Consider the following 25,381-nt stretch of genomic DNA (forward strand, 5'->3'; position numbering starts at 1 on the left):
TCAGCGCTCCTTAATCGCGAAGCGGTTGGCGATAATGCGAGCGATGATCGTGAAGACCAGCACGATCACGATCAGCGTCAGGGCGGAGCCCCAGGCCCGCTCCTGCGCCGGTTCGAACACCTGGCTGGCGTTGCGGAAGATCTGCGCCGGGAGCGCGGTGTTTTCGCCGCTGAAGAGGTTCCAGTTGGGTGCGGTGGTGACGCCCACGACGAAGACGATCGGGGCCGTCTCGCCGGCCGCGCGCGCGATGGCCAGCAGGACGCCGCTCGTGATGCCGGAGATCGCCGCGGGGAGCACGACGGTGAGCGTCGTACGCCACTTGCGGGCGCCCAGCGCGAGGCTGGCCTGGCGCAGCTCGTCGGGGACCAGGCGGAGCATCTCCTCCGTGCTGCGGATGATCACCGGGAGCATCAGGCAGGCGAGCGCGAGAGCGCCGGCGAAGCCGGTGCGCGCGTCGAAGAGCAGCACCCAGGCGGAGTAGATGAACAGGCCCATCACGACCGAGGGGACGCCCGTCATGATGTCGGCCATCGTCCGGATCAGCCGGGCGAGCGGCCGCTGCTTGCCGTACTCGTTGAGGTAGATCGCGCCGAGCACGCCGAGCGGGACCGCCATCAGCGCGGCCATGCCGGTGATGATCAGCGTGCCGATCACCGCGGGGCCGACGCCGCCACCGGAGCGGCGGAACGAGTTGGGGATGTCCTCGGTGAGGAACTCCCAGCTGATCACGCTGCCGCCCCGGCTGAGCACCGACCAGACGACCAGGCCGAGCGGGATGACGGCGACGAACAGCGCCAGCACGATCAGGCCGAGCGCGACCTGGTTGGTGACCCGGCGGCGGACCGAGAGCGCGCTGCGGGTCAGGTTGGGCGCGCCCGCGGCGGGCGGGCGGGTGACCGGGTCGACTGTGGTGGTCACGACCGCGCTCCCTTCATCCGGATCTCGGCGCGGCGGACGATCGTCTGGGCCGCCGTGTTGATCAGTACCGTCATGACGAACAGCACCACGCCGAGGCCGATGAGGGCGGCGGTGAAGGTGCCGGTCGACTCGCCGATCTGGTCGACGATGACGGCGGGCATCGCGTTACCGCTGGCGAAGATGTTGGCGGTGATCTGGGTCGAGCTTCCGATGATCAGTGCTACCGCGATCGTCTCACCCATGGCGCGGCCGAGGCCGAGAATCACGGCGCCGACCAGGCCGCCGAAGCTGTGCGGGAAGACCGCGCCGGTGATCATCTCCCAGCGGGTGGCGCCGAGGGCCAGCGCCGCGTCCTTGTCGGCCCGGGGCACGGTGTCGAAGACCTCGCGGGCGATGGAGGTGATGATCGGCGTGATCATGATGGCCAGGATCAGCCCGGCGGTCATGAAGCTGCGACCGCTGCCCACCGGCTCGCCGAACACGCTGCCGATCACCGGGATCCCGCCGAGCACGTCGTTGAACCACTGGTAGATCGGGACCAGCTTGGGGGCTACCACGAGGACGCCCCACAGGCCGAAGACCACGGAGGGCACCGCGGCGAGCAGGTCGATCACGGTGACCGCCGGCGCGCGCAGCCGCCGGGGCGCGAGCTCGGTGAGGAAGAGTGCGATGCCGATGGACACCGGCACGGCGAAGATCAGCGAGATCAGCGACACGATCGCGGTGCCGTAGATGAACGCGAGCCCGCCGAAGACGTTGCTCGGCGGGTCCCACCGGTTTTCGGTGATGAAGCGCAGCCCCATCTCGCTGAGCGCCGGCCAGGCCTCCCTCGTCGTGGTGATGAGGATCAGCGCTAGTACGGCGAGCACGAGAAGGCCCGCGACGAGGGTCAACACCTGGAAGGAGCGGTCGGCCCTCGGGCCACCACCCCGGCTGGAGAGTGCTGTTTTCGGGTCGGGCCCGGTCTGCGTCTGGGTCGTCAAGGTCTCAACTCCGGTGGGCTAGGGCGCCCGTAGGGGCGGGATCGACTCGCGATCCCGCCCCCGGAAGGCTGCCCGTCCGTTGTCTCAGCAGTCGGTCACTGGATCTTGTCGAGCTGGGCGAGTGCCTTGGTCTTGAGCCCGTCCGGCAGCGGAGCGAAGTCCACCTCCGGGGCGAGCGCCTGACCCTCGGTCAGGATGTAGGTCACGAAGCCCTTGACCGCGTCCTTCTTGGCGGCGTCCGGGTACGACGGGCGGACCAGGATGTAGGTCGGCGCGGTGATCGGGTAGGTGGTCGCGCCCGCGGCGTTCAGCGGGTCGTACGTGAGGTCGTCCTTGATCGTCGCGCCGTTCAGAGCGGCGGTCGCGCCGTCCAGGCTGGCCTCGACGAACTGGCCGTCCTTGTTCTTGATCGCGGCGAACTTGAGGCCACTGGCCTTGGCGTCGCTGAAGTCGACGTAGCCGATCGCGCCGTCGGTCGACTTGATCAGCTGGGCGACACCGGAGTTCTTCTGGGCGCCCTGGGTGCTGGCCGGCCAGTCGACGGTGTCACCGCTCTTCAGCTTCCACGTCTCGGGAGCCGCGGCCACCAGGTACTTGGTGAAGTTGTTGGTGGTGCCGGAGCCGTCGGCGCGGTGCGCGACCGTGATGTTCTTGTCCGGCAGGGTGACCCCCGGGTTGTCGGCGGCGATCGCGGCGTCGTTCCACTTCTTGATGTCCGTCTGGAAGATCTTCGCCAGCGTGTCGGCGCTCAGCTGGAGCTTGTCCACACCGGAGACGTTGAAGGACACCGTGATGGGGGCGGCCACCGTCGGCACGTACAGGTAGGAGCCCGCGGCGACGCCGTCGGTGTCCTTGACCGTGCTGTCGCTGCCGGCGAAGTCGTTGAGGTTGGCGCCGAAGTCCTTCTTGCCCTGGCCGGAGCCGGTGGCGTTGTAGGTGACCGTCAGCTTCGAGGCCACGCCCTTGAACTCGGTGATGACCTCTTGGTAGTAAGCGTCCGGGAAGCTGGCACCGGTCGCCTTCAGCTCGCCGGACAGGTTGCTGTAGTCGGTGGCGCCAGCGCTGGCGTCAGTCCCGGTGTCCGTGCCGGTGTCGCTGTCGTCATCTCCGCCACCGCAGCCGGCAAGTGCGAGCGCGGCGACCGCGACGCCGACGAGGGCACGCCGCGAGAGCACGTTGCGGTTCACCTCAGGTAAGCCTCTCTGTTGGGATGCATCGGCCATGAGCGGGCCGAACACCCGCGACGCTAAGAGCGGCAGGTAGCCGGCTTCCACGGCGTGGATGAACGAGGAGTGAACACGTCTACCAGGCAAGATTGCGCGATGCTGAGGGAGAGTTGTCCGTTCCGTGAACCCGGGGGCTTGTGCCGGAAATATCCGATATTGGCGGTCGGCTGTTACCGCTACGCGATGTCACCTTGATGTAGCCGTGACCGGGTGAACAACCCGGCGGTAACTCACGTCCGTGGACCAACGGGCAAAGCCCAGCCGGCTGTAGAGCGCCACCGCCCGTACGTTCGACTCGTCGACGTAGAGCATCGCCTGATCCAGTCCCCGCCCGCGCAGGTACCGCAGGCCGGCCACGGTCAGCGCGGAGCCGAGGCCGGTGCCGTTGGCGTCCGGGTCGACGCCGAGCACGTACACCTCGCCGATCGGCTCGTGCTGATGCTCGTGGTGGTGCCCCAGGTCACCGTGCACCTTCGTCCAGTGGAAGCCGAGCAGCCGCCTGTCCCGCGCGTCCACCGCGAGCAGGAAGCCGTCCGGGTCGAACCACGGCTCCGCCATCCGCAGGTGCAGGTCGCGCAGCGTCCAGCGGCCCTGGTCCGGGTGGTCGGCGAAGGCCCGGGCGTTGACCGCGACCCACGCCTCGTCGTCCACGCCGGGCCGGAACGGGCGCAGCGCCACTCCCTCGGGCAGCCGCGGTTCGAGCAGCGGGGCGAAGAGCGAGCGGCGCATCTGCAGGAGCACGCGGGCGCGGGTGAAACCGAGGCCGAGCGCGAGCGCGCCCGCCGACGGGTGGTCGCCGTGCGCCCAGAGGCGCAGGCGCCCGCGCGGGTCGGTCTGGTCGGTCACGTCCATCGCCGCCCGCACAAGGGCCCGCCCGAGCCCGTGGCGGCGGTGCAGCGGATGCACCACCAGCTCAGCGGCCGCACCCTCGACCTCGTCGGTGGTGTCCAGGTGGGCATAGCCGGCGAGCGCGCCGTCGTGGTCCCGCGCCAGCAGGTGTACGGCCGGAGCGTCACCGCCGTGGCGAAGGTGGAGCACTACGTGCTCGGAGAGGGGGTACGCCCCGTCGGTGTCGCCGGCCGCCTGGGCGAGGGCGAGCACCTCCCGTACCTCTTCCCCCGTCAGTTGATCGGTCCGTGCGGCGACGGGATGAACGGAGGTCACCAGCTCACCGTATATCTGGATCAGATCTGCCCTGGCTTGAGTGGCCACTCGCGGCCGTGCATGCGGGGCGGGTCGATGCCGGGCGGGAGCGCGCAGAGCTGGAAGCGGCGACCCAGGTTGGGCAGGATCGAGCGGAGCGCCGCGAGCGTGCCGCGACGGTCGCCGCCGGCGTCGTGCAGCAGGATGATCGCGCCGCGGGTGGTGCCGGAGTTGACCGTGCTGGCGATGCTCCCCGCGCCGGGCTTGCGCCAGTCCTGCGGGTCCACGGTCCAGTGCAGCGGCGTCATGCCGAGCTCGCGGGAGACCGCCACCACGGACGCGGTCCACGCGCCGCCCGGCTGCCGGTAGTACGACACCCGGGCGCCCGGGGCGGCCTTGCGGATCGCGTCGTTCGTGCGTACGAGGTCGGCCCGGATGCTGGCCCGGGAGCGCGCGCCCAGCCCCACGTCGTGCTCCCAGGAGTGGTTGCAGAGCGTGTGCCCCTCGCCGACGATCCGCCGTACCAGCGCGGGGAACGCCTTCACGTTGACGCCGACCAGGCAGAACGTCGCCTTCACGCCGTACCGCCGCAGCAGCGCGAGCGCCTGCGGGGTCTGCGAGGGGTCGGGGCCGTCGTCGAAGGTGAGCGCCACCTCGGGCGTACCCGTGGTGAGGCGGCTGCCGAACGGTCCACCCCGCTCGGCGGGCAGGGGCGGGCGGCCCGGGCCGGTGAACGGCTGTACGGCCATCGGAGGCGGTGGCGGCGCGTCCGGCGGTCGGGGCGCGGCCGCCACGTGCTGCGGCGCTCCGGCGGCCGGCTCGGCGGTCGGCTCGGCCCGCGGCTTTGCGGTGTCGCTGCCCAGGCGGTGCCCGATCAGGTAGGCGCTGGCCACGATCGCGGCGATCACACCGGCGACGATGACCACGGTACGCACGTTGGACAGTGCGGCACCGGTGCGCTCGCCGGCCTCGGCGGTCTCGTTTGCCTCCTGGATAACAGGCACGGCCTGAGGATAAAACTCACGTAAGACCCTTAAGGTCAAAATCACCCAAGTACCGCGCACAAGACGAAGCGCCACCCAGCCTCAGCCGGATGGCGCTTCGGGGCAGCTAGCGGATCAGACGGGCAGCGGGGCCGGCTCGCTGTCGGGCAGCGGGCGGCTCGGCGGCACCACGAACTTGTAACCGACCTGGCGGACGGTGCCGATCATCGACTCGTACTCCGAGCCGAGCTTGGCCCGCAGGCGCCGGACGTGCACGTCGACCGTGCGGGTGCCGCCGAAGTAGTCGTAGCCCCAGACCTCGCGCAGCAGCTGGTCGCGGGTGAACACCCGGCCGGGGTGCTGGGCCAGGAACTTCAGCAGCTCGAACTCCTTGTAGGTCAGGTCGAGCGGGCGGCCCTTGAGCTTGGCCGCGTAGGTGTCCGGGTCGATGCTCAGCTCGCCGGCCCGGATCAGGCCGCCGGCGCCGGAGGTGGCGTTGGTGAGCCGGCCGACCGCGAGGCGGAGGCGGGCCTCGACCTCGGCGGGACCGGCGCTGGCCAGGATCACGTCGTCGACGCCCCAGTCGGCGTTGAGCGCGATCAGGCCGGCCTCGGTGACCACCGCGACCAGCGGCACGCCCAGCCCGGTGGCGTGGAGCATGCGGCAGGTGGCGCGGGCCTCGGCCAGCTCCGAGCGGGCATCGACCATGACCGCGTCGGGGCTCGGGCCGGAGACGAGCGTGCGCACGTCGCGGGGGGCGGTGCGCACCGAGTGCGGGAGCAGGTCGAGCGCGGGGAGCACCGCGGACGGCTCACCGGCGCGGGCTGTCACCAGCAACAGGATTTCCACTCTGACCTCCGTCCTCGCGGCGCTTGGGCCGCGCGGTGACCGGCGGCAATCCGGATGACCGGCTTACCGTTGTGACTCTGCGTCGGTCCCGGCGTCGCTGACGGGCGGGTGCTGTTGACTTCGGAAGAGCTTAACCGATGGTCAGTCGGAAACGCTCCCGTGCCCACCCGTTCATCTGTGTCATCGACCATAAAATCGACGATTTCGATCGAGTTCCACTCTCCGGGCGGGGTGGCGGGGCGGCCTAGTATCGGTGGCGTGTTCCCGTCCGCTTCCGAGACCGCCCCGCGCGCCGCCGCCACGGCCGACGACGAGGACGAGCTCGAAGAGGTCGAGGTCGTCCCGGTCCGCCCCGTGCTCTCGATCGCCATCGCCGGCTTCGCGGCGCTGCTCGCGATCGGGCTGGTCTTCGGCGCGCAGACGGCCGGCCCGGGGAGCGCACGGATTCCGTACGCGATAGTGATCTTCGGGGTGCAGCTCCTCTTCGTCCTCGCCTGGACGATGGCCGTCCGGCCGCCCGCGCTGGCGGCCGTGGCCGGTGTCTGCGTGGCCGCGGCGCTGCTCGCCGACGTGACCGCGGTCTGGCCGCGGAGCGCGACGATCGTCCCCCTGCTGTACGTGTCGGTCGGCGCCTTCGCGGTCGCCGTGCTGAGCCAGCTGATCCGCCCACCGGACCGCGCCCGGGCCAAGGACTCGCTCGGCTCGACGCTGCTCATCGTGGTCGGCGTGGTGTCGTTCGCGTCGCTGATCGTGCTCGGCCGCGAGCCGCTCGGCACCCAGACGATCTTCGTCTGCCTTACCGCCACCGGCGTATCCCTGATCGTGGCCCGGCTGACCGACGCGGTGCTCGCCTGGCCGCGGCTCGCGCCGCAGGTGCCCCGCGGCGCCGCGGGCGTGGTCTTCGGGGCGATGGGCGGCACGCTCACCGCGGCGGTCATCGGCAGCTACGTGGTCGGCTTCACGCCCACCAGCGCCGCCATCGCCGGCCTGGTCGCGGCCGGCCTGGGCGCGCTCGCCGACCTCGCCGTGGGCTATGCCGAGGCCGGGCGCCAGATGGCCGGCGAGCCGCCGACCCTGTGGATCGCCCGGCACATGCAGGGGCCGCTCGGCGGGTTCGCGCTCGCCGCACCGGCCGCTTACACCATGTGCGTCCTGTTCCTGACCTGAACGACGACTCGCGAGCTGGAGAGCGGGGTATAAGGGCCGCCGTGACGACGTACACGCATGAATATGAAGCGGCACCCCCGCGCCGCCGGCGCCGTTGGGGGCGGCGGCTCCTGATCGTCTTCATCGTCCTGCTGGTGATCCTCGGCGGGCTCCTCGTCGTCGCCGACCGGGTGGCCGCGAGCGTGGCCGAGCGCACGATCAGCGACGAGATCGCCAAGGAGCTCGTCGCGCAGGACATCAAGTCCTCCCCGCCGGAGGTCTCCGTAGGCGGCTTCCCGTTTCTGACCCAGGTCCTCTCCGGCGAGTACCAGTCGATCAAGATCAGCCTCCGCGACCTGGAGGGCAACGTCGAGGGCGACGGCGTGCGCGTGCCCCGGCTCGACGTGGACGCCCGCGACGTCTCCGCGCCGCTCGACACGCTCCGCAGCGGCCAGGGCGAGGTCGTGGCGCAGACCCTCGACGGCACGGCCACCATCTCGTACGCGAGCGTCGTCGACCTGATGGACCAGCCCGGCCTGCGCCTCTCCGAGCGCGACGGCAAGCTCGTCGTCGACGCCCAACTCGACGTGGCGGGCCAGCGGGTCGACCTCAGCGGCACGGCCGACCTCAGCATCGCCAACGGGAGGGTGCAGATCCGCGTCCGCGACCTGCAGGCCGAAGGGGTGTCCCAGCTGCCCGGCGTCCAGGCGCTCGTCAACCAGTTCGCCCGGCAGATCTCGATCAGCATCGCGCTGCCCGAGCTTCCGTTCAAGCTGGACGTTCGCGGTGTCCAGGCGCGGCCGGACGGGCTCGCCGTGGATGCGCAGGCCCTCGACGTCGCGCTCAACCAGTGGTAGCCGTTCCGTCCCGGATGGTGAGTCGGCCCTGTCACGATCAGAAGAACGGCTGGTAAGCTGCCTGCTCATGGGGACGCTCCTCACCAAACGGCGCGCGGTCGACCTGTGCCGCGTGGCCACGTGCCTGTGTCGCCCCGTCATCTGACGGCGGGGCCGGTTTTGCGTACCCTCTGATCCATTACGCCCGGCAGTGGCGCCGTCGCACGTACCCGTGATCCGTCCAAACCCATGGGTCGCGCGCTACGGCGAAAGTCTTGAGCGCCTGCGCGCCGACCTCGAATCAATCCTCACAAGGAGTTCATTCGATGAGTCGCGACACTGCACTCGTATCAGCCGACTGGGCCGAAAAGAACCTGGACGCCCCGGGCGTCGTCTTCGTGGAGGTCGACGAAGACACCACGGCGTATGACGCGGGCCACATCCCGGGCGCCATCAAGCTCGACTGGAAGACCGACCTGCAGGACCCGGTGCGCCGGGACTTCGTCAACAAGCAGCAGTTCGAGGCGCTCCTGTCCGAGCGTGGCATCGGCAACGACGACACCGTGATCCTGTACGGCGGCAACAACAACTGGTTCGCCGCCTACGCGTACTGGTACTTCAAGCTCTACGGCCACCGCGACGTCAAGCTGCTCGACGGCGGCCGCAAGAAGTGGGAGCTCGACGCCCGTACGCTCACCAAGGACCCGGTGACCCGCCCCGCCACCCAGTACGTGGCGCAGGAGCCCGACCTGACCATCCGCGCGTTCCGCGACGAGGCTGTCGCCGCGATCGGCACCAAGAACCTGGTCGACGTCCGCTCGCCCGACGAGTTCGCCGGCCGCCTCCTCGCCCCCGCCCACCTGCCGCAGGAGCAGGCGCAGCGGGCCGGCCACATCCCCACCGCGGTCAACGTGCCGTGGAGCAAGGCGGCCAACGAGGACGGCACCTTCAAGTCCGACGACGACCTGCGCCAGATCTACGGCGACGCCGGGCTCGACGACAGCAAGGCCACGATCGCGTACTGCCGGATCGGCGAGCGCTCCTCGCACACCTGGTTCGTGCTGAAGGAGCTGCTCGGACACCAGGACGTCAAGAACTACGACGGTTCGTGGACCGAGTACGGCTCGCTGGTCGGCGTGCCGGTGGTGCTCGGCGACGAGCCGGGGAAGGCGTGACCATGACTGCCGTGACCTCCGCCAACACCGCTGCGGGCTGCGCCGCGCCGGACCAGTCGGCTCCCATCCCGGCCAGCGTCGACCTGGAGAAGGAGACCGTGATCACGGGTACCGTCGTGGCCGACTCGGGCGAGGCGGTGGCCGGGGCGTACGTGCGGCTGCTCGACTCGACCGGCGAGTTCACCGCCGAGGTCGTCACCTCCCCGGAGGGCCTGTTCCGCTTCTTCGCGGCGCCCGGCACCTGGACGCTGCGCGCCCTGTCCCGCCACGGCAACGGCGACGCCACCGTGACCGCCAGCCAGGGCATCAACCAGGTCGGCGTCACCGTCGCCTGACCGCGTCTCGACGAAAGGCCGCCGGAGTCCGCTCCGGCGGCCTTTCCGCGTTTGCGACGTTTCGGCGACATCCAGTTGACTTCGTCAATTTCGGGGCGTTGGCTGTGCTTCACGCGACACTGTGGGCCTGGGGAGGGATGCGGTGGTCAGCGGAGAGGTGCCGTTTGTCGTCTGCGTGTCGTCAGACGTGGCGGTGCGGGAGCGGGTGGTGCGGCGGCTGGATGACTGCGGAGCGGTGGTGCTCTGCGCCGACCTGTCCGAGCTGCGGGCGATGCTCTTTCCCGCGGTGGTCGCCGCGCCGGTGGCCGTGCCGGCCAACGGTCCGGTGCGCTTCGGCGAGCTTGTCGTCGACACCGCCGGCCACCTGGTCACCTGGCGGGAAAAGCCGCTGGCGCTGACCCGGCTCGAGCGTGAGCTGCTGGCTCGCCTGGCAAGCCCGCCCCTGGCCGTGTGGACGTACGAGCGGCTGTTCGACACGGTGTGGGGCGGCGCCTACCTGGGCGACACCTCGATCCTCCACTCCGCGGTGAAGCGGTTGCGCCGCAAGCTGCGCGCCGCGCCGGACGGCCCGTCGGTCGAGACGGTACGCGGCGTCGGCTACCGGCTGACCCCCGTCTGAAAGCCACCAGGGCTCCGCGCCCGGGCCCGCGCAGCCCGCCGAAGCCCCAGGAGACAGGCCCAGGAGGCAGACCCAGGGTCGCGGGCCATGGGCTGGCCGCCGCCTGGCACCATGACCGGGTGACCGGACCCGTCGCCGCGCCCCCGCGCACCCCGCCCAGCCGCCGCGGTCGATGGCTGGTGGCGGTCGCCGTGGCCTGGGCGGTGCTGCTCGGCGTCCTGGCGTACGTGTCGGTCCGAAACGACCCGCCGACCGTCCGCGACCAGCGCACCATCGGCGAGGCCAGGCCGCGGGTCGACCGCGCGGTGGGCGAGTTGGCCGTCGCCGCCGGCTCCGACGCGGTGCTCTCCATCTCCGGGTACGAGGTGACGGGCGGCTGCCGCATCACCCCGATGCGCTCGGGCGAGACGCTGGAGCGCGACGTCACCGCCTACACGAGCCAGACCGACGCGCCGGTCCTGCTCGACCGGATCGCCGACCGGCTGCCCCGCTCGTACCAGGCCGGCGTCCGCCACGGCCAGGAGCACGACACGCTGCGCGCGGACGCGGGCGAGTTCGTCTCGGTGCGCGGCGGGGTCACCGCGCCCGGCGTCGTGATCCTCACCGTCGGCACCGGCTGCCGCCCGCCCGCCCCGCTCGGCGTGGAGTTGCCGGCCCCCGGCGACGAGGACCGCCGGATCGCCGACCGCATGCTGGTGGCCCTCGGCGGCACGCTCGACGGCGTCGCGGTGGCCGAGGCACCCTGCCCGTCCGGCGGCACGGTCCGTACGGTCGCCGCGTCCGGGTCCCGCTCCGGCTCCGGCAAGCCGCTCGGCGACGTGCTGGTGCCGGTCTTCGGCAGCGCGCAGGCCGGCCCACCCCTGGTCGACACCGTCGAGCGGTACGCCTATCGCGGCGACGAGGCCATGGTCGCGGTCGACGCCGACAAGGACGGCACCCTCGACGCCCGGCTCACCACGCCCTGCTGAGCACGCGGGGCGAACGCGAAGCCGCGAGCATCGACCTTCGCCCGGCCCGGAGCAGGCGCCGCGCCGGGCAGGCCCCTCACCAGACCGGGCGGATCGCGCCGACCGGCTCGCCGCCGCCCAGGACCGGCACCTCGGCCACGCCGGCGGGTGCGTCGACGCCGAGCCGGCGCAGGGCCGAGAGCAGCACGGGCAGGCGCGGGCGCGGCGCACCGTCCTCGATCTTCATGGCCACCGCGCCAACGTCCGGGATCGCCACGGCCAGCACGCCTTCGGCGCCGCCCTTCGACAGCAGGCCCGGTACGGCCCGCATGATCCGGGTGTCCTCGGCGCCCGTACCGGCGACCACCTCCGGGTTGGCCCGCATCGCGTCGGCGACCGTCCGCTCGATCGAGCCCTGCCCGCCCGACACCAGTCGCAGGTAGGCGGAGGCGAGCCCGGCCAGCGACGCCGAGAGCACCGGCGCGCCGCACCCGTCCACACCCACCGCCGCGGCCGGCTCGCCGGTGAGTTGCTCGACCGTCGCCCGTATCCGGATCTGCAGCGGGTGCTCGGGCAGCCAGTACTCCTCCAGCGACCATCCGGACGCCACGCAGGTCAGGAGCATGCCGGTGTGCTTGCCGGAGCAGTTCATCTGCACCCGCGAGCGCCCACCCCCGGCCCGCAGCACCGCCTCGGCGGTCGGCTGGTGCAGCGGCAGGTCGGGCGGGCAGCGCAGCGCGCTCTCGTCGAGCCCGGCGCTGCGCAGCAGGGCGCGTACCCGGGCCACGTGAAAGTCCTCGCCGAAGTGGCTGGCGCAGACCAGCGCGAGGTCGGCCGGGTCGACCAGGCGCAGCCCGGAGCGGAGCATGCCGATGGCCTGCAGCGGCTTGCTGGCGGAGCGCGGGAAGATCGGCGACTTTACGTCACCGGCCGAGTCGAGCACCGCCCCGCCCGCGTCGAGCACCACCACCGAGCCGCGGTGCAGGCCCTCCACGAACCCCGATCGAACGACCTCGGCGAGCGGCACCCCGCCGCCGGTCATGCCCGCCCCGGTACGCCGAGCAGGGCGCGGGCCTGCGCGGGGGTGAGCGGCGGGCGCTGGGCGAGCTGGGCGAAGCCGACGGCGCGGGCCACGAGCTGCATGTTGGACTCGACCGGGCGGCCCTTCGCGTACGTGATCGTGTCTTCCATCCCGACTCGCAGGTGGCCGCCGGTCGAGAGCGAGGCGAGCATGACCGGGACCGTCGAACGCCCGATGCCGGTGGCCGAAAACGTCGTGCCCTCCGGCAGGTCGCGCATCGCCTGGCGGCAGGCGACCAGCGCCTCGGTGGTGCCGGGCATCCCGCCGGGCACACCCATCACCAGGTCGACGTGCACGTGGCCGCCGGCCGGCAGGCCGTGCTTGTCGAGCAGGCGCTGGAGTGCGGTGAGGTGGCCGAGGTCGAAGATCTCGTACTCCGGCACGATGCCCCGATCGCGCATCCGCGTGTGCAGCTCGACGACGAACTCCCAGCGGTTCATGAAGACGTCGTCGCCGAAGTTGACGGTGCCCATCGTGCACGAGGCCATGTCCGGGTCGGCGTCGAGCACGGCGAGCCGGTCGGCCTCGGGATCGGTCACGGCGCCACCCGACGACAGCTGCACGATCAGGTCGGAGGTGTCGCGCAGCGCCGCCACGGTGGCCCGCAGCCGCCCCAGGTCGAGCGTCGGGCGCGCCTCGTCGTCGCGGATGTGCACGTGGATCACGCTCGCGCCGAGTGCCTCGCACTCTTTAGCCGTGACGACCAGCTCTTCCAGCGTCACCGGCAGCGCCGGTACATCCGCCTTGGACGACTCCGCGCCGGTGGGCGCGACCGTGATCAACGTTCCCGTCATCCGCTCACTCTAGGTCGATCGCGGCGACCGATTCGCCGATCCGCAGGACCGCGTCGTCGGGCACGTTTCGCTTCAACACGGCGAGGGCGATCATGCCGAGCTCGAAGTGGCGCAGCGCGGTGCCGACGAAGCCGACCGCGCGCCCCTCCTCGTTGGTCACGGCCGTGCCCGGCGCCGGCGGCTGGTCGGTGGCCACGCCATCCAGATGCAGGAGTACGAGCCGGCGCGGCGGCCGCCCCAGGTTGTGCACCCGGGCGACGGTCTCCTGCCCCCGGTAGCAGCCCTTGTCGAGGTGGACCGCCGGCGCGAGCAGGTCGATCTCGGCCGGGATCGTGCGGTGGTCGGTCTCCAGGCCGAGCCGCGGCACCCGGGCGGCGACGCGCATCGCCTCGTACGCCCACAGGCCGGCGAGGGGCACGCCGAGCCGCTCGACCACATCGCCGACGGAGTCGCGCGGTACCAGCAGGTCGATGCCGAGGCGGCCGCGGCGGGCGAACCCGCCCTCGGGCAGCTCACGAACGTCGTACACCGTGGTGGGTGTGGCCGGCACGGAGCCGGCGCTGAACTTCGGGCCCGGCACCGCGCGGACCTCGGGCTCCTTGAGGTCGGGGACGACCTCGGCGGCGCGCGGCCCGACCAGCGTCAGCACCGCGAGCTCGGCGGTGGCGTCGCGCGGCTCGACCCGGGTGAGGAAGCGCATCCGGTCCAGGAACGTGAGCAGCTCGCCGGCCGCGCCCGGCTCGGTGTCGAGCCAGGTGGTGGTGCCGTCCTCGGCGACCTGGGCGTGGTGCTCGACGTGGCCGTGCGGGGAGAGGACGAGCAGCTCGGTGCCCTGTCCGGCGCGGAGGTCGGCGAGGTGCTGGGTGGTGATGCTGTGCAGCCAGCTGGCCCGCTCCGGCCCGGGTACGGCGACGACGCCCCGGTGCGAGCGGTCGACCAGCCCGACGTCGGTGGCGAGCGTACGCTGCTCGCGCATCGGGTCGCCGTAGTGCGCCGCCACGCCGGCGTCCCGCGACTCCGGCTCCAGCGCCTCGACGGCGACCGCCCCGGCAGTGTCGATCATTTCGTCTCCCCACAATCCCCGCAGGTGCCAAATAGCGCCACGTGACCGATGTCCAGCCGGAACCCGCGCTCCTTGGCCAGCTCGCCGGCCAGCGGCGCGAGCACCTCGGGCTCGATCTCGCTCACCGCACCGCAGTCCCGGCACACGAGGTGGGCGTGCTGGTCCTCGCCCACCGGGTGGTACGTCGGCGACCCGTGCGACAGGTGCGTATGGGTAACCAACCCGAGGTCCTCGAGTAGTTCCAAGGTGCGGTAGATCGTGGTGATGTTCACGCCGGCGGCCACCTCGCGCACGGCGGTGTGCAGCTGCTCGGGGGTGGCATGGCCCAGCTCGTGGACGGCCTCCAACACCAGTTGTCGCTGGGCGGTCAGCCGCAGTCCACGGGCCCGCAGGATCTCCGGGAGGGACGTTTCCGACACCGCACGATAATAGTGCGGTGCAGGCTTCGGTCGTCGCCGTGCTCGGCCGGGGGGTCGTCCCCTCCGGCTCGCCGGTCATGCGTGCGGATGATCCAGGAGTCCTCGGCGAAGGGCTCTTCGAGACGATGCTCGTTCGCGGCGGGCGCCCCTGGTTGCTCGACGAGCACCTGGCGCGCCTCACCGCCTCCGCGCCGGCGCTCGGGCTGGCGGTGCCCACGAGCCTGGCCGAGTTCGTGCTCTCGGCCTGCGCCGAGTGGCCGGCCGAGGTCGAGGGCGCGCTGCGGCTGGTCTGTACGCCGATGACGGCGTTCTGCACGATCAGCCCGGTGCCGCCCCGGACGCTCTCGCTCCGGGTGCGGACCCTGCCGGCGTCGTCCGGGCTGCCGTTCAAGTCCCTCTCGTACGGCCCGAGCATCATCGCGCGCCGCCAGGCCGCCGCGAGCGGGGTGGACGACGCGCTGTGGATCTCCCCCGACGGGTACGCGCTGGAGGGGCCGACGGCCAGCCTGGTCTGGCTGGACCGCGACGTCCTCTGCACCGTGCCGCCCTCGGCCGGGGTGCTGCCTGGCGTGACCGCGGCCTGGCTGCTGGCTCAGGCGCCATCGCTGGGCTGGCGGGCCGAGCAGCGCGTGATCAGCCTCGCCGACCTGCACGCGATGTCCGGCGTCTGGCTGGCGTCGTCGGTGCGCGGGCTGGCCGAGATCCGGGTGCTGGACGGGATCGAGATGCTCCCGTCGCCGCACACCGAGCTGCTGCGCTCGCTGGTCAGCCACCCACCCGGATGAGCCGGGCGGACAGGTGCGGGGAGAGGCCGTGGCCGACGGCGGCCATGTCCTGGGCGTACAGCAGCGCGCCCTCGACGATGCCGTAGAGCCGGTGGCCGGCGGTGACCTCCTTGGCCGTGGAGGTGCGCAGCACCGCGTCGGTCGCCATCTCGAGCTGGGTGCCGTTGACCCGGCCCAGGTAGAGCTCCATGATCCCGGTGGGGTTGGTGATCAGCGCCTCGACCTCGTCGGTCGCGCGGCCGTCTTCGAGCACCGGCCGCAGCCAGCCGACCTCGCGCATCGCCGGGCGCACCGGCTTGCTCTGCTCGTCGAGGATCCAGGCCCGCGCCGCGTAGTGCAGGAACGGCCGCCCGTCGTGGCTGATCCGGATCTCCTGCGCGTAGTCGAAGTCTTCGATCGTCGGGAAGCCGCCCTTGCCGCGCCCGCGCCACTCGCCGACGTACGGCAGGAGGGCCAGCAGCGCGGGATGCAGATCGGGCCCGGTGCGCAGGTCGTGGGTGTCCTCGAACGGGTACGGGTCGACCGGTGGCGCGTTGAGCCAGGGCGGGGGTCCGAGCGGGTTGTCAGTCACCAGCGTCCTCTTGAGATGCGCACGGCCAGGTAGACGAGGCCACCGGCGAGCAGCCCCAAGCCCGCGACCAGCAGGCTGACGAACCCGATCTCGGTAACCATGACTGGGCCATCTTATGACCAGCACTGCCTATGCTGATCGGCATGGCTCGTTCTCTGGTCGTGAAAGTAACCGCGGGGACGGATTCGCCCGAGCGGTGCGCGCAGGCCTTTACGGTGGCGGCCACGGCGGTGGCGGCCGGGGTCGATGTCTCGCTCTGGCTGACCGGCGAGTCGGCGTGGTTCGCGCTGCCCCTGCGGGCGGCGGAGTTCACACTGCCGTATTCGGCGCCGCTGCCGGACCTGCTCGACACCGTGCTCGCCGGCGGCCGGGTGACGCTCTGCTCCCAGTGCGCCGCCCGGCGCGAGATCACCGAAGAGGACGTGCTGGACGGCGTGCGGATCGCCGGCGCCGCGGTCTTCGTCGAGGAGGCGCTGGCCGAGGGGGCCCAGGCGCTCGTCTACTGAACGACTCCGCGCCCCGGTGAGTTAGCCCACAGTTAGCAGTTTGCTTGCAAAAGCAAGCGCGGCGGGCGTACGGTCGGGTGCATGGCCACTCCGAAGGATCTGCCCCGCGACATCGGCGGGTTCATCCGTGACCTGCGGCGCAATGCCAAGATTTCGCTGCGGCAGCTCGCCGACCAGGCCGGGGTCAGCAACCCTTACCTGAGCCAGGTCGAGCGCGGCCTGCGCAAGCCGAGCGCCGAGGTGCTCCAGCAGTTGGCCAGCGCCCTGCGCGTCTCCACCCCGGTGATGTACCTGCGGGCCGGGCTGCTCGACGCGCTGGACGCCAAGGAGGGGCAGGGCGTGCTCGCCGCGATCGCGGCGGACCCGGACCTCACGCTGTCGCAGAAGCAGTCGCTGAGCCAGATCTACGAGACGTTCCGCCGGGAGAACGCTCGCACCGCCGACGAGTCCGGGCCGGACGCGGCGGATTCGCCGACCGCCACCCCCGAGTCCGGCTCCGACTCGCCGATCGCCCCGCCCGCGCAGACCGCCACCCCCGAGCCCGCGAAGAAGACCGTGAAGAAAGCGGTCAAGAAGACGGTCGCAACCGCGGCCAAGGAGGAGAACCAATGACCGAGCAGACCAAGCAGACCCGCATCCCCGGGCCGCTCTACGCCGCCGCCGGCGCCGGTGACCTGGCGTACCAGCAGCTGCGCAAGCTGCCGGCCGTGGTCAACGAGCTGAGTGGCAAGGCCGCCGCCGGCAGCGTCGACCTGCGCGCCCGGGCGGTCGCCACGCTCCGGGCCGCCAACACCACCGCGACCAGCCTGCGTGACCGGGCCGCGACGACCGACTTCGACGCCGACCGCCTGCGCGCGGTCGCCCGCCGCAACGTCGCCGCCCTCGCGGCCGGTGCGCACGCCGCCCAGGAGCGCGCGATCGCGCTCTACGACCAGCTCGTCGCGCACGGCGAGCGCGTGGTCGGCACCGGCGTGGTCCGCACCGCCGACGCGGTCAACTCCGACATCGAGGCGACCGAGCCGCCGGCCGAGGTGACCGCCGCTCCGGCCAGCGAGCCCGCGGACGAGACCGAGGAGAAGCCGGCCGCCAAGGCGGCCAAGGCCACCAAGCGCACCCGCCCGGTCGCGAAGTAACTCAGCGCAACGTTCGACGGGCGCCGGCAGGGCATGGCCCGGCCGGCGCCCGCGGCTAAGCTTTGACTCATGGCCATCACCGCGCCGCTGTTCTACCTCGACGTTCGGTACGTCATCGACATGGCGCTGCTCATCTTCGCCCTGGTGATCGAGGGCGTGGCGCTCGTGCACTGCCTCACCCAGCGGTCCGACGCGTTCCCGGCGATCGGCACGATCCCGAAGGGTGCCTGGCTGGCCATCCTCGGCGTGTCCCTCCTGCTGACACTCTTCTTCTTCAGCGCGGTCAACATCTTCGGCCTGATCGGCATCGCCGCCGCCTCCGTCTACCTGCTCGACGTACGTGTCGGCCTGCGTGACCTGACGGACGGTAAGGGCTTCTGGTGAGAGACTTCCGCTGGCCGCCGCCGCCCGACGGTGGCCCGCGGACGTACGGTCCGGGGCCCTCGGCGCCGCGCACCGGCCGCCCCGCCCTGCCCGAGCCGGCGACCGAGCTGGTCACCACCCCGCACGGCGTACGGCTGGAGCGGCTCGTATCGGGCTCGGGCGACCCGGCGACCGTCTTCGCGCACGGGTTCGCCACCGGCATCGGGGCCACCCGGCCGCTCGGCAGCGCGGTCAACGGGCGCAAGGTCTTCTTCCAGTTTCGTGGCCACGGGCGGTCAGATCCGCCGAGCGCCCCACTGACGTACGGCGACCTGGCGCGCGACCTGCGGGCGATCGCCGACCTCTCCGGCGCGACCCGTGCGGTGGGAGCCAGCCTCGGCGCCGGCGCGCTGTGTCACCTGCTGGCGCAGAGCCCGGAGCGCTTCGAGCGGGTCGTGTTCTTCCTCCCGGCCGTACTCGACGAGCCCCGGACCACAGCGGCGCGCGAGCGGCTGACGGCGCTGGTGGAGGCGGTGCAGTCGGGCGATGTGTCCACTGTGGCCGACGCGGTCTCGGCCGAGACGCCGCCGGCCGTGCGCAACACCCCCGCCGGCTGGGCCTACCTGCGGCAGCGCATCGACCAGCTGATGCGCGACGGCCTGGCGCCGGAGCTGGCCGGCCTGGCCGACCAGGCCGCGGTCGCCGACCGGGCCGACCTCGGCGCGGTGACCGCCCGCGCGCTGGTCATCGGCAGCGGCGGTGACGACCTCCATCCGGCCGCCGTCGCCGAGCAGCTGGCCGCCGCGCTGCCCCGTGCCGAGCTGCACCTCTACGACCGGCCCGGCATCCTCTGGACCGAGCGGGCCGACCTGCGCGACCGGATATCAACGTTCCTGAACGACTAGGGTCTGTATCGAAGAGGGACCGCATCATGGGCGTCACGCATCACGGCCGCACGCAGCGGCTCGACCTGGCCGACCCGACCCTGCGCGAGTGGGAGTGCACGGTGCTGGCCGCCGACCCCGAGCAGGGCATCGTGCTGGACCGCTCGGCCTTCTACCCGGGCGGTGGCGGGCAGCCGCCGGACCACGGGGTGCTGCTCTGGCAGGGCGTGCAGACCCGCATCGTCGGCACCCGCAAGGGCGACGACCTCTACCTCCTGCCCGCCGAGGGCGACCCGCTGCCGCCGCCCGGCACTGCGGTCACCGGCGCGCTGGAAGACGAGCGGCGCAGCCTGCTGATGCGCACCCACAGCGGCCTGCACGTGCTGTGCGGCGTGGTCTTCCGCGACTTCGGGGCGCTGGTGACCGGCGGCAACATGGAGCCCGGCGAGGCCCGCATGGACTTCAACCTCCCGCAGGTCCCGCCCGACTTCAAGGCGTCGCTGGAAGACCTCGTAAACGCCGAGGTCGTGGCCGACCGTGCGATCGAGGTGCGGGTGCTGCCCCGCGCGGAGGCGCTCGCCATCCCGGACATCGTGCGCACCCAGACCAACCTGATCCCGCCGGACGAGCAAGAGGTCCGCATCGTCGACATCACCGGCCTGGACGTACAGGCTGACGGCGGCACCCACGTGGCCGCGACGGCGCAGATCGGCAAGGTCCAGGTCGTCAAGGTCGAGAGCAAGGGCAAAGCCAACCGGCGGGTGAGGATCCGGCTCATGGCGTAACCTTTTTGCCGTTTGCGCGGTGAAAAGGCGTGGACAAGACGCCGAAGGTGGTTTTTGCGGCAATCGTGGTACTTGGGCTGCCGATCGCCATCTTGGCGGGGTGGCGCCTCGCCGCCGGTGCACCCCCGCCGGCCCTGCGGCCCGAAGGGGCGGCCAACTTCGGCACCGCCGCGCCCGACGCGTCGGCGCCCGCCCGTGGCCTGCCGGGCCGGGGACCCGCCTCGCTGCCCGTGGCCGCGAGCCAGTCGGTGACCCCGTCGCCGTCCGCGCCCGCCTCGGCGGAGCCGTCCGCGACGCCTACCGCCGAGCCCTCGCCCACGCCCACCCCGACGGCGACTCCCGAGGCGACCGCCGAACCCACCCCGCCGGCCTCCACCTCGCCGTCCGCCAGCCCGGATCCCACCCCGACCGCATAGCGCCGCTGAGCGGTACTGGGCGGGGTGTTCTACGCTCCCGGCGTGGTTGGTGAGTTCCTCGCGGGCGTCGGGCTGCTCGGTCGGGGCATCGGCATGTACGCCCGCAGCCCTCGCCTGGTCGTCCTCGGCATCATCCCGGCGCTCATCTCAGGACTGGTGTTCCTCGCGGCGTTCGCCACGCTGATCTACTTCGTCTCCGACCTCGCCGAGCTCGCCACCTGGTTCGCCGACGACTGGTCCGAGGGGCTGCGCGACGCGGTGCAGTTTCTCGCCGCGATCGGCATCCTCGGGCTCGGCGGCCTCATCGGGGTGCTGACCTTCACCGCGGTCACGCTGCTCATCGGCGACCCGTTCTACGAGAAGATCTCGGAGATGATCGAGGAGCGCTTCGGTGGCGTGCCCGGCGAGGTCGAGGTGCCCTGGTGGCGCTCCCTGCGGCGCAGCCTGTGGGACTCGATCCGGCTGATCGCCCTCTCGCTGGCCATCGGCATCCCGCTCTTCTTCCTCGGCCTGCTGCCGCTGGTCGGCCAGACCGTCGTCCCGGTGATCGGCGCGCTCGTCGGAGGCTGGTTCCTGGCGCTGGAACTGGTCGGCGTGCCATTCTTCCGCCGCGGCCTCCGCCTGCCCGACCGGCGCCGGATCCTCGCCGCCCACCGCCCCGTCGCGCTCGGCTTCGGCGTGAGCGTCTTCGTCTGCTTCCTCATCCCGCTCGGCGCCGTGCTCGTCATGCCGGCCGCCGTCGCGGGCGGCACGCTTCTCGCCCGCAAGGTGCTCGGTCTGCCCGTCGACGTGCCAGCCCCGACCGCGCAGCCCGCCAAGGACCTGAGGCCGCGATAGATATGCCCCGGCCCGCCTCACCCGCGGACCGCACGCGCACCGCTCCGGCCGGCGGCTCGCAGCGCTCGCCGAGACCCGGCCTCCACTGCCATGCCCGCGGCCACAAGCCCCACCGCGCCCGCTTCCGACGCGCGGAGGCACGCGTGGTGCGGTGGCCGGTAACCCTTGCCGGCTTTGCCAGCGCCGGTGACCAGCGGCCGAAGGCCGCCGGTCACCCGGCGAACGTTAGTGGCCACCGCACCAGCGACAGCGCGGAAGCTCTCAAGCTGCACGCACAGACGGGGCACTCGCCGGAGCCCATCGGCCGGCCGCCTTCCTGGTGGAGGCCCCGCGCCTATCCGCACTGGCCGGCCAACGACGCCGCCCTTCGCTGGTGCCCCCGTGTGGAGCGCCATCGTCGCGAGCGCCCTGATCCGGGCGGGCCTTGGTGGTCCCGCGCCACAATCTCGGTCATGCGCCGCAACCGGCCGACCGGCCGGCCTGTGCGGTCGGGCTTGAGGGCGGGTGCGGGGGTGCCTGCCTGGCGCGGCCGTCGTTGCCTGCTGCCGGACCGCGACGTGGGCGTCATCAGTGCGGTGGCCACTAACCTTTGCCGGCTTCGCCGGCGCCGGGTGACCAGCGGTCGAAGGTCGCCGGTCACCCGGTGAACGTTGGGGCCACCGCACTAGCGTCGGGTTGGGATGTGCGGCACGGATGGGCGCGGCAGCTCAAGACTCGTCTGCGGGATCGCGGGCGCTCTCCCACCGCCTTGTCCTCCGTCGCAGGGCTGGCCCCTCAGGCGCAGCGGCCGGGTCTCTCGTCGCAGCGGCCGGGTCCTTCCCAGGCTCTGGGGGTCCGAGAGCGCCTCGGGTCCTTGATCGAGGAGTAGCTGAGCCGTCCGTGGCGAATACCTGCCCCTCGGGGGGCGGCTCTTCGCCACGGACGCGCCGCGATCCGCGCTCCTACGCGTCGATCAAGGAAACGGCCTACGGCGCGGTTTCGGGCGGTCCCGGGCGGGAACGCCAAGATCGATCTCAAACTCGCAGTCGGGGTGATGGGCGGTGATCGAAGCTCCCCCCCCGAGGGGGGAGCGCCTTGGGGGGGGGGGGGAGCACCCCCCGGGGGTTCCGGTGATCGAAGCTCCCTCCAAGTCGTTAGAACGACTTGGGGGGAGCTTCGATCACCGCCGTGGGGAGGTGCAGCGAGCTACCACGATCGCGGGCCTGAGCCCGCGCGAGCCGGGTTCTGCCCAGGCCGGACCCCCAGCGCGGGCGACGCAGCGGCTTAGGCGCTCTGGCGGATCACCAGCTCGGTCGGGAGGATCAGCGCCTCCTCGACCTCCTCGCCCTGGGCGATACGCAGGAGCTGGCGCACCATCTCGCGGCCGATCTCGATGATCGGCTGGCGCACGGTGGTGAGCGGCGGGTCGGTGTAGCGGGCGATCTCCACGTCGTCGAAGCCGACCACCGCTACGTCGTCGGGCACCCGGCGGCCGGCTTCGCGCAGGGTGCGCAGCGCGCCGTGTGCCATCAGGTCGGACGCCACGAAGACCGCGTCGAGCGCCGGGTCGTCGTCCAGGAGCTGGCGCATCGCGACCGCGCCGGACTCGCGGGTGAAGTCGCCGTTGGCCACGATCGAACGCCGGCGCGAGCCCTTGAGCTCGCTGCGGTAGCCGGCCAGCCGGTCGACGCCGGCCACCATGTCCTGCGGGCCGGCGATCGTCGCGATCCGCTGCCGCCCGGCGTCGAGCAGGTGGCGTACCGCGTTGGCCGCCCCACCCACCGAGTCGACGTCCACGTACGGCACGGGGGGTGTGCTCCGCCCCATCGGGCGGCCGCTGCACACGACCGGGATGCCGATGCGGGCGAGCGTGCCGGGCAGCGGGTCGACGCCATGCATCGAGGCGAACATGACGCCGTCGACGTGCCGGCCGGTCGTGTACCGCTCGACCCGGTCGTAGCTGGCTGCCGAGCCCGCCATGATGAGCACCAGCTGCTTGTCGGCCGCCTCCAGCTCCTGGCTGACGCCCCGCACGATGCCGGGGAAGAACTGGTCGTCGGAGAAGACCCGGGTCGCCGACTCGGGCAGGATCAGCGCGATCGAGTCGGTGCGCTGGGTGACCAGGCTGCGGGCGGCGAGGTTGGGCACGTACCCGAGCTCGCGCACCGCCTGCCGCACCGCCTCCTGGATCGGCCCGGCCACGGTGGTGGAGCCGTTGACGACGCGCGACACCGTAGCGCGGGAGACCCCGGCACGGCGCGCGACCGCTTCCAGGGTGGGGCGTTCCCGCGCGATGGTCATGGCTTCTCCTCGTTCGCACGGCTCACGAAGGGAAGCCATGCCTTCCTGCCTGCTGTGCCCTCACGCAAGCGCTCGGTCATGACGGCAGTCCGTTGCGGGCGATGACGTCCCGGTACCAGAGCGCGCTGTCCTTGGGTGTGCGCCGCTGGGTCTGGTAGTCGACGTGGATGATGCCGAACCGCTTGCGGTACCCCTCCGCCCACTCGAAGTTGTCCATCAGCGACCACACCAGGTAGCCGCGCACGTCGACGCCGCGCTCGATCGCGGTGTGCACCGCACGGAGGTGGCCGTCCAGGTAGGAGATCCGGTCGGCGTCGGCCACCTGCCCGTCCGGCCCGGCCTTGTCGTCGAAGGCGGCGCCGTTCTCCGTGATGTACAGCGGGGTGCCGGGGTAGTCGCGGCCGATCCGCTCCAGCAGCGCGGTGAGGCCGGCGGGCTCGATCTGCCAGCCCATCTCGGTGAGCGGGCCGGCCGGCGGCAGGAAGAGGATGCCCTCGGTGCCGGGGTGGGCGGGGCCGCCGCCGGGCGCGCCGGGGCGACCCGCGACGTACGTGGGGGAGTAGTAGTTGATGCCGAGCAGGTCGATCGGCGCGGCGATGGCCTTTTCGTCGCCGTCCTGCAGGAACGCCAGGTCGGTGAAGCGGCGCATGTGCTCCAGCACGTCGGGCGGGTAGCCACCGGCCAGGATCGGGTCGAGGAAGATGCGGTTGGAGAGGCCGTCCACGATCCGTACCGCCTCGGCGTCGGCGGCGCTCTGCGGGTCGGCGGGCAGCACCGCCGCCGGGTTGAGCGTGATCCCCACCTTTTCCGCGCCCGCCGCGCGCAGCGCTCGCGTGGCCAGGCCGTGTCCGAGCAGCAGGTGGTGCACGGCGGCGAACGCGTCCGCCGGGTCCCGCCGCCCGGGCGCGTGGACACCCGCGGCGTAGCCGAGGTAGGCCGAGCACCACGGCTCGTTGAGCGTGGTCCAGGTGGAGACCCGGTCGCCCAGCCGGGTGTACGCGGCCGCCGCGTACTCGGCGAACCAGGAGGCGGTGTCGCGGCTGGCCCAGCCACCCCGGTCTTCCAGCGTCTGCGGCAGGTCCCAGTGGTAGAGCGTGACGATGGGGTCGATGCCCCGGCCGATCAACTCGTCGACCAGGCGGTCGTAGAAGTCGAGGCCGCGCGGGTTGACCGGGCCGGTGCCGTCGGGCCGCAGCCGTGGCCACGAGATCGAGAACCGGTAGGCGTGCAGCCCCAGGTCGGCCATGAGCCGCACGTCGTCGGGGTAGCGGTGGTAGTGGTCGCAGGCCACGTCACCGGTGTGGCCGGCGAAGACCTTTCCCGGCGTACGGGAGAAGGTGTCCCAGATGGAGGCACCCCGCCCGTCGTCGTGGGCCGCCCCCTCGATCTGGTACGCCGCGGTGGCCGCACCCCACACGAAGCCGTCTGGAAACTGCAAGCCCACCGTCATCCCCTTACCACTCCCTGGCACGGTCCTTACGATTATGTGCCAAGTGGCGGGTGGGCGCGGACCGGCGTCAGCCCGTGCGGAGGCAGTCGAGCAGCGTCGGGTCGCCGGTGACCTCGAGGACGTCGAAGCCCACCCGGCCGTAGAGGGCCAGCAGGAGGTCGCTCGCCGTGCCCGCCGCGTACACCCGGGCGGGGTGCTCGTCGGTGTCCAGGAGCGTGCCGGTGTCGAGCAGCGCGACGCCCTCGCCCCGCAGCCGCAGAAACCACTCCTGCGCCGCGTCGGTGGCCACGAGGTGCACCACGCCCTGCCGGGAGGTGGGGTTGTGCCGGCGGCCGGCGGGCAGCCAGGTGTCGAGCACCTCGCTCACCCCGTCGACCGCGAGCTTGGCCTCGACCGGCTCGCCGGCGCCGATCGCCATCTGCGCGTCCCACCGGTGCACGGCGGTCTCGTGCGCCATGCGGCGGTGCCAGAAGCCGGCCTTCTTGGCCTGGGGCGCCCAGTTCCACGCGGGAAGCTCGGGGTCGAGGGCCTCGAGCGTGTCGACGAGCGCCGTGAACTCGTCGTGCCACCACTGCGCGGCGGCCGGCCCGCTGGGGAGTCCCTCGGGAATGGGCGCGTGGCGGGGCTCGGGCGGACTGGTGACGCCGCGGGTGGCGTGGCCGCGCACCCAGCGGTAGATCGAGCCCAGGTGGTGGACGAGGTGGGTGACGGTCCACTCGGGGCAGGAGGGCACTGGCGTGTCCGGAGGGGCCTGGGTGACGGCGTCGCGAAACTGCGGTCCCTCGGCTCGGAGCCCCGCGATCCAGAAGTCTTTCGACCCGTGCAATCTGCTGCTCATGCCCGTCCTCGCTTCA

31 protein-coding genes are annotated in these 25,381 nt (G+C 72.2%); 16 read left to right on the plus strand and 15 right to left on the minus strand.

Annotated features, from left to right (window positions below; genetic code table 11):
* The 6 genes from pstA to RB614_RS19340 all read right to left on the minus strand — a co-directional run bounded on the left by pstA (position 1) and on the right by RB614_RS19340 (position 6,102).
* Entirely contained in the window at positions 1–918 is a 918-nt protein-coding gene (gene pstA, locus RB614_RS19315) for a phosphate ABC transporter permease PstA (RefSeq protein ID WP_308713951.1), read from the minus strand.
* Positions 915–1,901: a phosphate ABC transporter permease subunit PstC gene (gene pstC, locus RB614_RS19320; protein ID WP_308713952.1), complete on the minus strand. Its 987-nt coding sequence runs from the start codon at positions 1,899–1,901 to the stop codon at positions 915–917. The genes pstA and pstC overlap by 4 nt, the downstream gene beginning before the upstream one ends.
* A 95-nt stretch (positions 1,902–1,996) precedes the next feature.
* A complete protein-coding gene (gene pstS / locus RB614_RS19325; protein WP_308713953.1) occupies positions 1,997–3,088 on the minus strand; it encodes a phosphate ABC transporter substrate-binding protein PstS in 1,092 nt (363 codons plus the stop codon).
* Between the two features lie 225 nt (positions 3,089–3,313).
* The gene (gene mshD / locus RB614_RS19330) at positions 3,314–4,291 is read right to left on the minus strand and encodes a mycothiol synthase (RefSeq protein ID WP_308713955.1); all 978 of its coding nucleotides are present in this window, start codon (positions 4,289–4,291) and stop codon (positions 3,314–3,316) included.
* Positions 4,292–4,311: 20 nt separating this feature from the next.
* Positions 4,312–5,214 carry a polysaccharide deacetylase family protein gene (locus tag RB614_RS19335; RefSeq protein ID WP_308714083.1) on the minus strand — a complete coding sequence of 301 codons (903 nt, stop codon included), beginning with the start codon at positions 5,212–5,214 and terminating at the stop codon, positions 4,312–4,314.
* 174 nt (positions 5,215–5,388) lie between these two features.
* A complete protein-coding gene (locus tag RB614_RS19340; protein WP_173057698.1) occupies positions 5,389–6,102 on the minus strand; it encodes a winged helix-turn-helix transcriptional regulator in 714 nt (237 codons plus the stop codon).
* A 177-nt stretch (positions 6,103–6,279) separates the two neighbouring features.
* Here RB614_RS19340 and RB614_RS19345 point away from each other — a divergent pair, with 177 nt between their 5' ends.
* From RB614_RS19345 to RB614_RS19370, 7 genes are all read left to right on the plus strand, one after another.
* The gene (locus RB614_RS19345; RefSeq protein ID WP_428983050.1) at positions 6,280–7,269 is read left to right on the plus strand and encodes a hypothetical protein; all 990 of its coding nucleotides are present in this window, start codon (positions 6,280–6,282) and stop codon (positions 7,267–7,269) included.
* Positions 7,270–7,310: 41 nt separating this feature from the next.
* Positions 7,311–8,105, plus strand: coding sequence for an LmeA family phospholipid-binding protein (locus RB614_RS19350; protein WP_308713957.1), 795 nt, complete (start codon positions 7,311–7,313; stop codon positions 8,103–8,105).
* 67 nt (positions 8,106–8,172) lie between these two features.
* Complete coding sequence (locus RB614_RS44165) at positions 8,173–8,250, plus strand: Ms5788A family Cys-rich leader peptide (protein WP_311202345.1); 78 nt, start codon at positions 8,173–8,175, stop codon at positions 8,248–8,250.
* A gap of 160 nt (positions 8,251–8,410) precedes the next feature.
* Complete coding sequence (locus RB614_RS19355) at positions 8,411–9,259, plus strand: sulfurtransferase (RefSeq protein ID WP_308713958.1); 849 nt, start codon at positions 8,411–8,413, stop codon at positions 9,257–9,259.
* Between the two features lie 2 nt (positions 9,260–9,261).
* Positions 9,262–9,594: a DUF1416 domain-containing protein gene (locus tag RB614_RS19360; RefSeq protein WP_308713959.1), complete on the plus strand. Its 333-nt coding sequence runs from the start codon at positions 9,262–9,264 to the stop codon at positions 9,592–9,594.
* Positions 9,595–9,781: 187 nt separating this feature from the next.
* Complete coding sequence (locus RB614_RS19365) at positions 9,782–10,213, plus strand: winged helix-turn-helix domain-containing protein (protein ID WP_308714084.1); 432 nt, start codon at positions 9,782–9,784, stop codon at positions 10,211–10,213.
* Positions 10,214–10,332: 119 nt separating this feature from the next.
* Entirely contained in the window at positions 10,333–11,181 is an 849-nt protein-coding gene (locus RB614_RS19370) for a hypothetical protein (protein WP_308713960.1), read from the plus strand.
* 76 nt (positions 11,182–11,257) lie between these two features.
* On the opposite strand, the gene RB614_RS19375 is transcribed toward RB614_RS19370, so the two are convergent.
* From RB614_RS19375 to RB614_RS19390, 4 genes are read right to left on the minus strand one after another with little or no spacing between them, the layout of a single operon-like run.
* On the minus strand, positions 11,258–12,202 hold the full coding sequence (locus RB614_RS19375) for an asparaginase (protein ID WP_308713961.1): 945 nt from the start codon (positions 12,200–12,202) through the stop codon (positions 11,258–11,260).
* Positions 12,199–13,035, minus strand: coding sequence for a beta-keto acid cleavage family enzyme (locus RB614_RS19380; protein WP_308713962.1), 837 nt, complete (start codon positions 13,033–13,035; stop codon positions 12,199–12,201). Before RB614_RS19380 ends, RB614_RS19375 begins: the two co-directional genes overlap by 4 nt.
* Before the next feature lie 4 nt (positions 13,036–13,039).
* The gene (ygfZ, locus tag RB614_RS19385; protein ID WP_308713963.1) at positions 13,040–14,098 is read right to left on the minus strand and encodes a CAF17-like 4Fe-4S cluster assembly/insertion protein YgfZ; all 1,059 of its coding nucleotides are present in this window, start codon (positions 14,096–14,098) and stop codon (positions 13,040–13,042) included.
* Positions 14,095–14,517, minus strand: a complete 423-nt coding sequence (locus tag RB614_RS19390; RefSeq protein ID WP_308713964.1) for a Fur family transcriptional regulator — start codon at positions 14,515–14,517, stop codon at positions 14,095–14,097. The genes ygfZ and RB614_RS19390 overlap by 4 nt, the downstream gene beginning before the upstream one ends.
* Positions 14,518–14,555: 38 nt before the next feature.
* On the opposite strand from RB614_RS19390, the gene RB614_RS19395 reads away from it, so the two are divergent.
* Positions 14,556–15,302, plus strand: a complete 747-nt coding sequence (locus RB614_RS19395) for an aminotransferase class IV (protein WP_428983064.1) — start codon at positions 14,556–14,558, stop codon at positions 15,300–15,302.
* On the opposite strand, the gene RB614_RS19400 is transcribed toward RB614_RS19395, so the two are convergent.
* Entirely contained in the window at positions 15,283–15,876 is a 594-nt protein-coding gene (locus tag RB614_RS19400) for a heme-binding beta-barrel domain-containing protein (RefSeq protein ID WP_308714085.1), read from the minus strand. The two genes, RB614_RS19395 and RB614_RS19400, sit on opposite strands and share 20 nt — an antisense overlap.
* A complete protein-coding gene (mtfM, locus tag RB614_RS19405) occupies positions 15,870–15,974 on the minus strand; it encodes a small membrane protein MtfM (RefSeq protein ID WP_308714086.1) in 105 nt (34 codons plus the stop codon). Before mtfM ends, RB614_RS19400 begins: the two co-directional genes overlap by 7 nt.
* Positions 15,975–16,004: 30 nt before the next feature.
* Between mtfM and RB614_RS19410 the strand changes: the two genes are divergently transcribed.
* The 8 genes from RB614_RS19410 to RB614_RS19445 all read left to right on the plus strand — a co-directional run bounded on the left by RB614_RS19410 (position 16,005) and on the right by RB614_RS19445 (position 20,797).
* On the plus strand, positions 16,005–16,379 hold the full coding sequence (locus RB614_RS19410) for a DsrE family protein (RefSeq protein ID WP_308713966.1): 375 nt from the start codon (positions 16,005–16,007) through the stop codon (positions 16,377–16,379).
* A gap of 81 nt (positions 16,380–16,460) precedes the next feature.
* Positions 16,461–16,991: a helix-turn-helix domain-containing protein gene (locus RB614_RS19415; protein ID WP_308713967.1), complete on the plus strand. Its 531-nt coding sequence runs from the start codon at positions 16,461–16,463 to the stop codon at positions 16,989–16,991.
* Entirely contained in the window at positions 16,988–17,512 is a 525-nt protein-coding gene (locus tag RB614_RS19420; RefSeq protein WP_308713968.1) for a hypothetical protein, read from the plus strand. The genes RB614_RS19415 and RB614_RS19420 overlap by 4 nt, the downstream gene beginning before the upstream one ends.
* Positions 17,513–17,581: 69 nt before the next feature.
* Complete coding sequence (locus tag RB614_RS19425; protein WP_173040357.1) at positions 17,582–17,896, plus strand: DUF2516 family protein; 315 nt, start codon at positions 17,582–17,584, stop codon at positions 17,894–17,896.
* Positions 17,893–18,780 (plus strand): alpha/beta fold hydrolase, encoded by an 888-nt coding sequence (locus tag RB614_RS19430; RefSeq protein WP_308713969.1) that lies wholly within the window; start codon positions 17,893–17,895, stop codon positions 18,778–18,780. Before RB614_RS19425 ends, RB614_RS19430 begins: the two co-directional genes overlap by 4 nt.
* A gap of 26 nt (positions 18,781–18,806) precedes the next feature.
* Entirely contained in the window at positions 18,807–19,544 is a 738-nt protein-coding gene (locus RB614_RS19435) for an alanyl-tRNA editing protein (protein WP_308713970.1), read from the plus strand.
* Between the two features lie 92 nt (positions 19,545–19,636).
* Entirely contained in the window at positions 19,637–19,960 is a 324-nt protein-coding gene (locus tag RB614_RS19440) for a hypothetical protein (RefSeq protein ID WP_308713971.1), read from the plus strand.
* A gap of 15 nt (positions 19,961–19,975) precedes the next feature.
* The gene (locus tag RB614_RS19445; protein WP_428983065.1) at positions 19,976–20,797 is read left to right on the plus strand and encodes an EI24 domain-containing protein; all 822 of its coding nucleotides are present in this window, start codon (positions 19,976–19,978) and stop codon (positions 20,795–20,797) included.
* A gap of 1,263 nt (positions 20,798–22,060) precedes the next feature.
* Here the strand turns inward: RB614_RS19445 and RB614_RS19450 are convergent.
* From RB614_RS19450 to RB614_RS19460, 3 genes are all read right to left on the minus strand, one after another.
* Positions 22,061–23,077 carry a LacI family DNA-binding transcriptional regulator gene (locus RB614_RS19450; protein ID WP_308713973.1) on the minus strand — a complete coding sequence of 339 codons (1,017 nt, stop codon included), beginning with the start codon at positions 23,075–23,077 and terminating at the stop codon, positions 22,061–22,063.
* Positions 23,078–23,153: 76 nt separating this feature from the next.
* On the minus strand, positions 23,154–24,527 hold the full coding sequence (locus tag RB614_RS19455) for a GH1 family beta-glucosidase (protein ID WP_308713974.1): 1,374 nt from the start codon (positions 24,525–24,527) through the stop codon (positions 23,154–23,156).
* A 67-nt stretch (positions 24,528–24,594) separates the two neighbouring features.
* Positions 24,595–25,365: a maleylpyruvate isomerase family mycothiol-dependent enzyme gene (locus RB614_RS19460; protein ID WP_308713975.1), complete on the minus strand. Its 771-nt coding sequence runs from the start codon at positions 25,363–25,365 to the stop codon at positions 24,595–24,597.
* Positions 25,366–25,381 lie beyond the last annotated feature (16 nt).

Origin of the sequence: Phytohabitans maris, from assembly GCF_031085175.1 — a bacterium.
In the GTDB taxonomy this organism is placed as follows: domain Bacteria; phylum Actinomycetota; class Actinomycetes; order Mycobacteriales; family Micromonosporaceae; genus Phytohabitans; species Phytohabitans maris.

Excerpts from the sequence above, each read along its gene's own strand:
- RB614_RS19375 (WP_308713961.1), bottom strand. The coding sequence starts at position 12,202 with ATGACCGGCGGCGGGGTGCCGCTCGCCGAGGTCGTTCGATCGGGGTTC.
- RB614_RS19460 (WP_308713975.1), bottom strand. The coding sequence starts at position 25,365 with ATGAGCAGCAGATTGCACGGGTCGAAAGACTTCTGGATCGCGGGGCTC.
- RB614_RS19435 (WP_308713970.1), top strand. The coding sequence starts at position 18,807 with ATGGGCGTCACGCATCACGGCCGCACGCAGCGGCTCGACCTGGCCGAC.
- RB614_RS19450 (WP_308713973.1), bottom strand. The coding sequence starts at position 23,077 with ATGACCATCGCGCGGGAACGCCCCACCCTGGAAGCGGTCGCGCGCCGT.
- RB614_RS19355 (WP_308713958.1), top strand. The coding sequence starts at position 8,411 with ATGAGTCGCGACACTGCACTCGTATCAGCCGACTGGGCCGAAAAGAAC.
- RB614_RS19420 (WP_308713968.1), top strand. The coding sequence starts at position 16,988 with ATGACCGAGCAGACCAAGCAGACCCGCATCCCCGGGCCGCTCTACGCC.
- ygfZ (WP_308713963.1), bottom strand. The coding sequence starts at position 14,098 with ATGATCGACACTGCCGGGGCGGTCGCCGTCGAGGCGCTGGAGCCGGAG.
- RB614_RS19360 (WP_308713959.1), top strand. The coding sequence starts at position 9,262 with ATGACTGCCGTGACCTCCGCCAACACCGCTGCGGGCTGCGCCGCGCCG.
- RB614_RS44165 (WP_311202345.1), top strand. The coding sequence starts at position 8,173 with ATGGGGACGCTCCTCACCAAACGGCGCGCGGTCGACCTGTGCCGCGTG.
- RB614_RS19380 (WP_308713962.1), bottom strand. The coding sequence starts at position 13,035 with ATGACGGGAACGTTGATCACGGTCGCGCCCACCGGCGCGGAGTCGTCC.
- mtfM (WP_308714086.1), bottom strand. The coding sequence starts at position 15,974 with ATGGTTACCGAGATCGGGTTCGTCAGCCTGCTGGTCGCGGGCTTGGGG.
- RB614_RS19410 (WP_308713966.1), top strand. The coding sequence starts at position 16,005 with ATGCTGATCGGCATGGCTCGTTCTCTGGTCGTGAAAGTAACCGCGGGG.
- RB614_RS19415 (WP_308713967.1), top strand. The coding sequence starts at position 16,461 with ATGGCCACTCCGAAGGATCTGCCCCGCGACATCGGCGGGTTCATCCGT.
- RB614_RS19455 (WP_308713974.1), bottom strand. The coding sequence starts at position 24,527 with ATGACGGTGGGCTTGCAGTTTCCAGACGGCTTCGTGTGGGGTGCGGCC.
- RB614_RS19425 (WP_173040357.1), top strand. The coding sequence starts at position 17,582 with ATGGCCATCACCGCGCCGCTGTTCTACCTCGACGTTCGGTACGTCATC.